Origin of the sequence: Oceanicola sp. S124 (genome assembly GCF_000220565.1) — a bacterium.
Taxonomy (GTDB): Bacteria; Pseudomonadota; Alphaproteobacteria; order Rhodobacterales; family Rhodobacteraceae; genus Pseudooceanicola.
The window spans coordinates 1-10010 of record NZ_AFPM01000171.1; the positions used below are offsets into that span (position 1 = coordinate 1).

A 10010-nucleotide genomic window follows, 5' to 3' on the forward strand; every position below is an offset into this window, starting at 1 on the left:
TGACCAGCAGACCGAAGCCCAGCGTCAGCACGCCGAGGCCCTGCTGGGCGGGGTCAGGCAGGATCAGCGCGCCGGCACGGGCCGTGCCTGTGAAGAACAGGGCCAGCCCGGCCAGCAGCCCGGCGATGATCGCCAGCTTCAGGGTGACGGTCAGGTACTCGGCCCGCTCCAACATGGTGAAGCCGCGCCCGTAGCCCAGCCCGAGGATCACCGCGAAGACCGCCGTGGTGACCAGCCGCGCCGGGGTGCGTCCCTGCCAGGGCGAAAGCTCGACCGCGAAGGCTCCGAAGAGGTTCAGGTAGTAGGCGACCGAGATCACATAGGCGAAGGCCAGCAGGGCCGAGGCGACCTGTTCGGGCAGCGAGGCGGGGGCGGGGGCGTCTCCGATGCGGGCGATGTTGGCGCGGATGGCGGCGCCGAAGCCCCAGGCGGCGAGGCAGAGCAGCGCCATGGCCAGCGGGGCCCAGGTGCCGTAGCCATGGGCCAGGATCGGCCCCAGAACCAGGAAGCCCGAGCCGATGATCGAGGCCAGCGGCGTGATCATCGCCCGCCAGCTGTCGTGGCGCCGCAGCGCGGGCAGCCAGAGCAGGGCGCCGGTGACAAGGGCAGCGGTCAGGATCAGCGGGGTCATCATCGGGCCTGCATCGGGCATCGTCGCCCCGGCCTAGACCTGTCGGAGGGGCGGGGCAAGCCCGGGGCATCCCCGGCCCCTGTCACGCCGTTCAGCCAGGGCCGGCCCGAAAGCAGAAGGGCCCGCCGATGGCGAGCCCTTCCGTAACGCAACTGGCGGGGGCGATCAGAAGCCCAGGCCGGCGTACTTGTTCTTGAACTTCGAGACGCGACCGCCGGCATCCATCAGACGCGACGAGCCACCGGTCCAGGCCGGGTGCACGGTGGGGTCGATGTCCAGCGACATGGTGTCGCCTTCCTTGCCCCAGGTCGAACGCATCTGGATGATGGTGCCATCGGTCATCTTGACGTCGATGAAGTGGTAGTCGGGATGGGTATCCTTTTTCATGACGTCTGTCCTCAGGCTTCTGCGTTTGCTTTGGGCTTGTAGTTGGTGACTTCCGCGATACGTGCGGATTTGCCACGACGCGAGCGCAGGTAGTACAGCTTGGCGCGACGGACGCGGCCACGGCGCACAACCTCGATGCTGTCGATGTTGGTCGAGTAGAGGGGGAACACACGTTCCACGCCTTCACCGAAGGAAATCTTGCGGACGGTGAACGAGCCGGCGATGCCCGAACCGTTCTTGCGCGAGATGCAGACGCCTTCGTAGTTCTGAACGCGGCTACGGGTGCCTTCGGTCACTTTGTAGCCGACGCGAATGGTGTCACCGGCCTTGAAGTCGGGGATCTCTTTCCCCAGGGAAGCGATTTGCTCGGCTTCCAGCTGTGCGATCAGGTCCATCGCATGTCTCCTATCTGCTCGCGGTTGCTCCGCGAAGGTGATTGCCGCCCCAGAGCTCCGCTCTTCGTCCGGGTCCCGCGTGATGCAGCCCGGCGGAGGTACAGGTCGCCGTTTTCTGGTGCCTGCCGCCGCCCGACCGCGCCGAAGAAGCGGGGCCATGAACGATATGCGACAGGTCCGGCTGGCCGATTCCGGCCCCGGATGCGCGGCGTATAGGGGAATTCGGTCAACGGGGCAAGGGCGAAGCGGTCGCGGCGCATCCTGCCCCGGATCTTATCCTGGCTCTTGTCTCGGCCCCTGTCGCGGTCCCTATCGCGGCTTGTGGACGTGGGCGCTCTGCACCAGGCCGAAGGCCAGCATCAGAACAAGCATTGCCGAGCCGCCGTAGCTGACCAACGGCAGCGGCACGCCGACCACCGGCGCCAGCCCCATGACCATCGACATGTTGACCGAGAGGAACAGGAAGAAGGTCGTGGCGATGCCCAGCGTCAGCAGCGAGGCATAGCGGTTCTGGTTGGTCATCGCCGAAGAGACGCAGAACACCAGCACCAGCGCATAGAGGGCCAGCAGCGAGACCGACCCGATGAAGCCGAATTCCTCGGCCAGGGTGGTGAAGATGAAGTCGGTGTGCTTCTCGGGCAGGAAGTTCAGCCGCGATTGCGTACCCTGCATGTAGCCCCGCCCGGTCCAGCCGCCCGATCCGAGGGCGATCTTCGACTGGGTGATGTGATAGCCCGCCCCCAGCGGATCCTTCGAGGGGTCGAGGAAGGTGTCGATGCGGCGGAACTGGTAATCCTTGATCAATTGCCAGTCGGTGCCCCGGCTTTCGAAAACGGCCCAGACAAGGCCGACGGCTCCGGCGATGACGCTGACGAAATAGGCCCAGTGTACTCCGGCCAGGAACATGACCGCGCCGCCTCCGGTCAGCAGCAGGATCGCGGTGCCGAGGTCGGGCTGCTTCAGCACCAGGAAGGTCGGCAGCAGGATGATCACCACGGGGATCATCACGAAGACCGGGTGGCTGACCTTCCGCGTCGGCAGCCAGTCGTAATAGGCGGCCAGGAACATCACCAGCGCGATCTTCATCAGCTCCGAGGGTTGCAGGCGCATGAAGCCAAGGTCGATCCAGCGCTGGGCGCCCATGCCGACCGATCCGAAGAACTCGACGAAGACCAGCAGCAGCAGCGAGACGCCATAGGCCAGGCCCGAGATGTTGCGCCAGAACCAGACCGGCACCATGGCGACGATGAACATCGCCAGCAGTCCGATGGCGAAGCGCTTCATCTGCGGTTCGGCCCAAGGGCTGAAGCTGCCGCCGGCGACCGAGTAGAGCTGCAGGAAGCCGACCGAGGCGACGGCGGTCAGCAGCAGGGCCAGCGGCCAGTTCAGGTAAAGGACCTTGCGGAAGCCCGAAGGCGTGGTCTTTACGGCATACTCGAGATAGCTCATGCGCGGCTCTTCGCCTCGCGGCTGAGGTCGGGCCGCAGGGCGCGCAGGCGCTCCTGCTGCTCGGCGATGCGGTCCCGGTCCTTCGAGGGGTAGGCGTCCAGCGGCGGGTCGCCCTGGTAGAGCGCCTGCAGGGTGATGTCGCGGGCGATGGGGGCGGCCACGGAAGAGCCGCCCGAGCCGTGCTCGACCACCACCGCGACGGCGACCTTCGGGTTCTCGACGGGCGCGAAGTTGACCCAGAGCGCATGGTCACGCCGGTTCCAGGGCAGGTCCTCGTTCGAGGTCACCCCGGCGGCGCGTTCGGCGGCAGTGATGTTGCGCACCTGGCTGGTGCCCGACTTGCCGGCCATCCGCATGTCCTCGGCGATGATGCGGGCGCCGTAGCCGGTGCCCTTCCGGTTGTTCGAGACCTCGTACATGCCGCCCTGCACCATGGCGAGATGCCGCGGGTTCAGCCCCAGGCTCTCGCCCGAGCCCGAGGGCTCCTCGATGCCGTCGATGGACTTGATCAGCCGCGGATTGATGATCCGGCCGGTCGCGATGCGCGCGGTCATCACCGCCAGTTGCAGCGGCGAGGCCAGCACGTAACCCTGGCCGATGGAGGCGTTGACCGTGTCGCCGATCAGCCAGTCCTGGCCATGGACCTCGCGCTTCCAGGCGCGGGTCGGGGCGAGGCCTGCGGCCACTGCCGACAGCGGCAGCTCGTGGCGGATGCCCAGCCCCAGGCGATTGGCCATGTCCGAGATCTTCTCGATCCCGACGCGGCTGGCCAGTTCGTAGAAATAGACGTCGCAGCTTTCCCGCAGCGCGCCGGTGACGTTCATGTGGCCATGCCCGCCGCGCTTCCAGCAGTGGAAACGCCGGTTCGAGACCTCGAGGTAGCCACCGCACCAATAGGTGTCCTCGGGGCCGATCACCCCGGCCTCGAGGCCGGCCAGTGCGACCACCATCTTGAAGGTCGAGCCGGGCGGGTAGATGCCCTGCACGGATTTCGCCGCCAGCGGGCGATGATCGTTCTGGGTCAGCGCCCGGTAGTCGCTGACCGAGATGCCGCGGACGAAGAGGTTGGGATCGAACGACGGCGCCGAGCCGACTGCCAGCAGGTCGCCGTTGGTGGTGTCGATGACCACGGCCGCCGCGCTCTCGTCGCCCAGCCGGGCCTGGACGTAGTTCTGCAGCATCACGTCGGTGGTCAGCTGGATATTGGCGCCGGGCTCGCCCTCCTGGCGGTCCAGCTCGCGCATCACGCGACCGACGGCGTTGACCTCGACCCGACGGGTGCCGGCAGAGCCGCGCAGCTGTTCTTCCATCTTGGCTTCAAGCCCGACCTTGCCGATCTGGAAGCGGGGGATGCGCAGCAGCTGGTCGGGGTCGTCGATCTTGGACAGGTCGTAGTCCGAGACCGGGCCGACATAGCCCACCACATGGGCGAAGTCCTTGCCAAGTGGATAGAAGCGCGACAGGCCCACGTCCGGCGTGATGCCGGGCAGGGCAGGGGTGTTGACGGCGATCTTGCTGACGTCTTCCCAGCTGACCCGCTCGGCCAGGGTGATCGGCAGGAAGGGGGCCGAGCGCTTCATCTCGGACATGGCGCGGTCGATGTCGGCAGGGTCCAGCGGGATCAGCCGCGCCAGCCGGGCGATGACTGCTTCGACGTCGCCGGCGTCCTCGCGCACGATGGTGATCCGGTAGGCCGGCTCGTTGCGGGCGATGGGCAGGCCGTTGCGATCGAAGATCTCGCCGCGCGAGGGCGGGATCAGGCGCATGTTGATGCGGTTCTCCTCGGCCAGCATGCGGAACTGGTCGGCCTGGTCGACCTGCAGGTGGCGCATGCGGAAGGCGAGGATCCCCATGAAGCCAAGCTGCGCCCCGCCCAGCACGGCGGCGCGGCGGGTGATCTTGCGGCTGCTGCCCTGGGTATCACGTGGATTGCGGCTCATAGGCGGTGCCCCAGGCTGTCGACCTCGCCCATGGCGGCGCGGCGCAGGCCGAAGACCGCCGCCGACAGCCCGGCAAGAAGCGGGTAGGTGAGAACGGTGGTGACCAGCTGGGTCAGCAGCACCGGCATCGGTGGCCGATCCAGGAAGAACAGGCCGAGCGCCAGCCAGTAGCCCAGCAGGACAAGCCCGATGCCGAGAGAGCCGGTGATCCATTCGGCCATGAACGAGCGGTCGCGCATGTGCCGCGACCGGCGCTGCATGCGATAGACGGTGAAGGTCGCCAGCGCGGCCATCAGCCCCGGCGGCCGCATGTGCAGCAGGTCCGACAGGAAGAAGATCCCGGCGATCAGCGGCAGTGGCGCCAGCTCGGGGCGGCGCAGCGACCAGACCATGGTCAGGCCGAGCAGCAGATCGGGCCCGGCCCAGAGCCGGGGCACCGTCTGCAGGGGCAGCAGCGACAGGGTGATCAGCGCCAGGCACAGAACCGCATAGGCGGCACGCAGGGCCCAGCGTCGCGAAGCCGAGGCGCGGATCGGGTCAGCCATCGGCCCCCCCTGCCGCCAGCGGCGCGGTCTCGGGAGACATGTCCGGGGACAGGGCACCGGCCTCGGGCAGGGGCAGGGGCTGCTCGGGGGCGATCAGCCCTCCGGGCTCGCTCAGCCGCTCGGTGCCGAGATGGCGCAGCACGCGCAGGAACTCCAGCCGCTCGTAGTCGGCGGCGAGGCGGACGCGGGTGCGGCCCTGCTTGTCCTCGGCGACCTGTCCGACCAGCAGCCCGGCCGGGAAGACCCCGCCATCGCCCGAGCTGACCACCCGGTCGCCCGGGCGCACGAGATCGCTGTTCTCGATGAAGTCGAGCGCGGGCGCGGCGGTATTGTCGCCCACCACCATGGCGGTCTGCCCGGAGGGCTGGATCGTCACCGGCATCCGCGACGAGGTATCCGTCAGCAGGATCACCCGGCTGATCTTCTGACCGACGCCCGAGATGCGGCCCACCAGGCCGATTCCGTCCATTGCCGCCCAGCCATCGACGATGCCGTCCCGCGCGCCGATGTTCAGCAATACCGATTGCCGGTACGGAGAGCCCGAGTCGGCCATAACCACGCCGGTGATATAGGTCAGCCGCGGATCCAGCTGCACGTTGTTGAGATCCAGCAGGCGGGCGTTTTCCTGTTCCAGCTGCAATGCGGCCTCGCGCCAGGCTTTCATCTGCTGCAACTCGCGGCGCAGCTCCTGGTTCTGCTGGACGATGCGCTGGTAGCTCTGGAAATCCCGCACCAGGTTCACCGCGCCGTGTACCGGCGCCATGGCCCAGTCCATCTGCGGCACCACCTGGTCGATGACCTGGGCCCGGAAGCGTTCGACCCGCGGACTGTCGATGCGCCAGACAAGGAAGATGGCGACCAGCACGAGCAGGATCACCGACAGGATCAGCCGTCGGAGCGGGGTGAGATAATCCTCGTCCTGTGTTCTGTCCCTGGCCATCTAGCCCCCGGAAAGCAAAAGAGCCGGGCCGTAGCCCGGCCCCGTCTCTCAGGCGCCAAGCCTGATCGGCTCAGCTGTCGTAGTCAATCGCGTGACGCAGTTGCTTTTCATACTCCAGCGCCTTGCCGGTGCCGAGGGCCACGCAGTTCAAGCTTTCGTCAGCGATGGACACGCCAAGGCCGGTCTGCTCGCGCAGGGCCAGGTCCAGGTCGCCCAGCAGGGCGCCGCCGCCGGTCAGCATCACGCCACGGTCGACGATGTCGGCGGCCAGGTCCGGCGGGGTGGCTTCCAGCGCGGTCATGACCGCTTCGCAGATCTGCTGCACCGGTTCGGCCAGCGCCTCGGCCACCTGCGCCTGGGTGATCTCGGTTTCCTTGGGCACGCCGTTCAGCAGGTCGCGTCCGCGCACCTGCATCGAGGCACCACGGCCGTCGTCGGGCATCCGGGCGGTGCCGATGGAGGTCTTGATGCGCTCGGCGGTGGATTCACCGACCAACAGGTTCTGCTGGCGGCGCAGGTAGCTGATGATCGCCTCGTCCATGCGGTCGCCACCGACGCGGACGGAGCGGGCATAGACGATGTCACCCAGCGACAGGACGGCCACCTCGGTAGTGCCGCCGCCGATGTCGACGACCATGTTGCCGGTCGGATCGGTGATCGGCATGCCGGCCCCGATGGCGGCGGCGATCGGCTCGGCGATCAGCCCGGCGCGGCGGGCGCCCGCGGACAGCACCGACTGGCGGATCGCGCGCTTTTCAACCGGGGTGGCGCCATGCGGCACGCAGACGATGATCTTCGGCTTCGAGAAGGTAGACCGCTTGTGAACCTTGCGGATGAAGTGCTTGATCATCTCTTCGGCGACGTCGAAGTCGGCGATCACGCCTTCGCGCATCGGCCGGATCGCCTCGATGCTGCCGGGCGTCCGACCCAGCATCAGCTTGGCATCCTCCCCCACGGCCAGCACCTTCTTGACGCCGTCCTTGACGTGATAGGCAACCACCGAGGGCTCTGACAGGATCACGCCCCGACCTTTCACGTAGACCAGCGTATTCGCCGTGCCGAGGTCGATGGCCATGTCCGAGGAAAAGAGCCCCGGCATCTTGTCAAAAATTCCCATGTCCTGTCCCGATATCGTTACCCGACAACTCCGTCCCCCCGGGGCTGTCTATCGTTCGCCTTATAGGCAGTGCCCGCGCGCGAGGAAAGGGGGCCTCGGGTGTTGATAAGCGCCATTTCGCCACGGAACCGTCGTTTGCATCGTCAATCATCACTCCTCGGGCGGCCGGGGGGCGGGCAGCTCGGGGGATTGCCCGAACGGCGGGCAGGGCGTATCGGAAGGCCATGCTGTCCTATCAACATATCTATCATGCCGGGAATCCCGCCGATCTGCACAAGCATGCGCTTCTGGCGGTGATGCTGGCGCGGCTGACCGAGAAGCCCAAGCCGCTGAGCTACCTGGAAACCCACTCGGGCCGGGCGCTTTACGACCTGTCCGCCCCCGAGGCGCTGAAAACAGGCGAGGCCGAGGCCGGGATCGGGGCGCTCTCGGGGCTGTTCCCTGCCGAACACCCCTATGCCCAGGTGCTGCGGCGGATCCGGGCGCGCGAAGGGGCGACGGCCTATCCCGGTTCTCCGATGATCGCCTCCGAACTTCTGCGCGAGGGTGATTCCCTGCATCTGGCAGAGCTGCACCCGCAGGAACAGGCCGCGCTGGCCGAAGCCATGGGGCGGCGGGCGAAGGTCTACCGCCAGGACGGCTACGAGATGGCGCTGTCGCTGACCCCGCCCGAGCCGCGCCGGGGCCTTCTGCTGATCGACCCCTCCTACGAGGTGAAGACCGAGTACGAGCGCGTGCCGCAGGTGATCCGCCAGGTGCACCGCGCCTGGAACGTCGGCGTGCTGGCGATCTGGTATCCGATCCTGAAGGACGGCCGCCACCGCGACATGCTGGCCGCGCTCCAGGCGCTTGAGCTGCCCAAGGTGCTGAAATCCGAAGTCTCGTTCCCGCCGGTGCGTCCCGGTCACGGCATGGTCGGCTCCGGCATGTTCATCGCCAACACCCCCTTCGGCACCGAGGAGGAGGCGGCCCGACTCGCGCGCGCCTTCGGGGAGATCGCATGACAGAGTTCGAGAAGATGCAGGCGGGGGAGTGGTTCAACACCCTGGACCCCGAGGTCGATGACCTGCGCAGTGTCACCCGCCAGGCGGTCTGGCAGCACAACCACCTGCCCCCCGCCGAGCGCGGCCATTGCGGCCCGTTGCTGCGCGAGATGTGCGGCGCCTTCGACGACAGCGCCTATCTGGAGGCGCCGTTCCACTGCGCCTACGGTTTCAACCTGTTCCTGGGGCCGATGGTCTACCTGAACGTGGGCTGCGTGGTGCTGGACAGCGCGCCGGTGCGGATCGGCGCACGCAGTATGCTGGGCCCGCAGGTCAAGCTGCTGTGCCCCGAGCACCATCACGACCCGAAGCTGCGCGGCGAAGGCCAGGAGATCGCCCGCCCCATCACCCTGGGCGAAGACGTCTGGATCGGCGGTGGTGCCACAGTCCTTGGCGGGGTGACGGTGGGCGATGGCGCGATCATCGGCGCGGGCGCCGTGGTGACCCGCGACGTGGCGCCGGGCACGACCGTCACCGGGGTGCCGGCACGGCCCCGCTAGGCGCTGGTTTCGCGAAACTTTCCCGTGGTCTGTCGCGGCGGCCACGCTATCTTCCCGGCAGGCAGGAAAGGGAACCTCATGAGCGGACTTCTGGCGCTTCTCGATGACGTGGCAGCGATTGCCAAGGTCGCGGCCTCTTCGGTGGATGACGTGGTGGGGCAGGCGGTGAAGGCCTCCTCCAAGGCCGCCGGGGCGGTGATCGACGATGCCGCGGTGACGCCGAAATACGTGCAGGGCTTCTCGGCGGCGCGGGAGTTGCCGATCGTCTGGAAGATCGCGCGGGGCTCGCTGTTCAACAAGCTGGTGCTGCTGCTGCCCGTCGCCCTGCTGCTGGCGGCCTTCGCGCCGGGGCTGATCTCTCCGCTGCTGATGCTGGGCGGGGGCTACCTGTGCTTCGAAGGGGCCGAGAAGATCTGGCATGTCCTCTCGCCCGCGCACCATGATGTCGAAGAGCAGGTGCAGAAGAAGACCCATGGCGAGATCGGGCTGGAAGAGCAGAAGGTCTCTGGCGCGATCAAGACCGATTTCATCCTCTCTGCCGAGATCATGACCATCACCCTCTCGGCCCTGCCGCCCGAGCTGGATTTCTGGATCGAGGCCGGGGCGCTGGCCGTGGCAGGCGTGCTGATCACGCTTGTGGTCTACGGCGCCGTGGCGGTGATCGTGAAGGCCGACGACCTCGGCCTGCTGATGGCCTCTTCGGGGCGTCTGGGGCTGACCCGCTGGCTGGGCAGGATGATCGTGCGCGGCATGCCCTTCCTGCTGAAGCTGCTGACCATCGTCGGCACGGCGGCGATGATCTGGGTCGGCGGCTCGATCATCGTGCACGGGCTGCATGATCTCGGCTGGCACTGGCCCTACGAGGCGATCCACCATGTCGCGGTTGCCGCTGCCGCAGGGGTCTCGGCCGGCTGGCAGAGCGCGGTGGAATGGCTGGTGACGGCGGCGCTGGATGGCGTGGTCGGCCTGGCCTGTGGTGCGGTCATCGTGACGGTCTGGTCCGGCCTGCGCGACCTCTTCCCGGGTCGCGGCGGAGCCACCCATTGACCCCGCTCGACAGTCT

At 67.6% G+C, this 10010-nt stretch carries 10 protein-coding genes and 1 pseudogene; 3 read left to right on the forward strand and 8 right to left on the reverse strand.

The window, feature by feature from the left end; translation table 11 throughout:
* From OS124_RS0112215 to OS124_RS0112250, 8 genes and pseudogenes are all read right to left on the reverse strand, one after another.
* Window positions 1-652, reverse strand: a pseudogene (locus OS124_RS0112215) (hypothetical protein); the annotation flags it as partial.
* Window positions 653-796: 144 nt separating this feature from the next.
* Window positions 797-1018, reverse strand: coding sequence for a 50S ribosomal protein L31 (gene rpmE / locus OS124_RS0112220; RefSeq protein WP_010139941.1), 222 nt, complete (start codon window positions 1016-1018; stop codon window positions 797-799).
* An 11-nt stretch (window positions 1019-1029) separates the two neighbouring features.
* Window positions 1030-1413 (reverse strand): 50S ribosomal protein L19, encoded by a 384-nt coding sequence (rplS, locus tag OS124_RS0112225; RefSeq protein WP_010139942.1) that lies wholly within the window; start codon window positions 1411-1413, stop codon window positions 1030-1032.
* Window positions 1414-1722: 309 nt separating this feature from the next.
* A complete protein-coding gene (gene rodA, locus OS124_RS0112230) occupies window positions 1723-2862 on the reverse strand; it encodes a rod shape-determining protein RodA (RefSeq protein ID WP_010139943.1) in 1140 nt (379 codons plus the stop codon).
* A complete protein-coding gene (mrdA, locus tag OS124_RS0112235; RefSeq protein WP_010139944.1) occupies window positions 2859-4802 on the reverse strand; it encodes a penicillin-binding protein 2 in 1944 nt (647 codons plus the stop codon). The genes rodA and mrdA overlap by 4 nt, the downstream gene beginning before the upstream one ends.
* Window positions 4799-5347: a hypothetical protein gene (locus tag OS124_RS0112240; RefSeq protein WP_010139946.1), complete on the reverse strand. Its 549-nt coding sequence runs from the start codon at window positions 5345-5347 to the stop codon at window positions 4799-4801. Before OS124_RS0112240 ends, mrdA begins: the two co-directional genes overlap by 4 nt.
* Complete coding sequence (mreC, locus tag OS124_RS0112245) at window positions 5340-6287, reverse strand: rod shape-determining protein MreC (protein WP_010139947.1); 948 nt, start codon at window positions 6285-6287, stop codon at window positions 5340-5342. The genes OS124_RS0112240 and mreC overlap by 8 nt, the downstream gene beginning before the upstream one ends.
* A 70-nt stretch (window positions 6288-6357) precedes the next feature.
* Window positions 6358-7404: a rod shape-determining protein gene (locus OS124_RS0112250; protein WP_010139948.1), complete on the reverse strand. Its 1047-nt coding sequence runs from the start codon at window positions 7402-7404 to the stop codon at window positions 6358-6360.
* Window positions 7405-7628: 224 nt separating this feature from the next.
* Here OS124_RS0112250 and OS124_RS0112255 point away from each other — a divergent pair, with 224 nt between their 5' ends.
* The 3 genes from OS124_RS0112255 (at window position 7629) to OS124_RS0112265 (ending at window position 9994) form a co-directional block, all read left to right on the forward strand.
* Entirely contained in the window at window positions 7629-8408 is a 780-nt protein-coding gene (locus OS124_RS0112255; protein WP_010139949.1) for a 23S rRNA (adenine(2030)-N(6))-methyltransferase RlmJ, read from the forward strand.
* Window positions 8405-8947, forward strand: coding sequence for a sugar O-acetyltransferase (locus tag OS124_RS0112260; protein WP_010139950.1), 543 nt, complete (start codon window positions 8405-8407; stop codon window positions 8945-8947). The genes OS124_RS0112255 and OS124_RS0112260 overlap by 4 nt, the downstream gene beginning before the upstream one ends.
* A gap of 78 nt (window positions 8948-9025) precedes the next feature.
* Complete coding sequence (locus tag OS124_RS0112265; RefSeq protein ID WP_010139951.1) at window positions 9026-9994, forward strand: DUF808 domain-containing protein; 969 nt, start codon at window positions 9026-9028, stop codon at window positions 9992-9994.
* The last annotated feature ends 16 nt before the right edge of the window (window positions 9995-10010 follow it).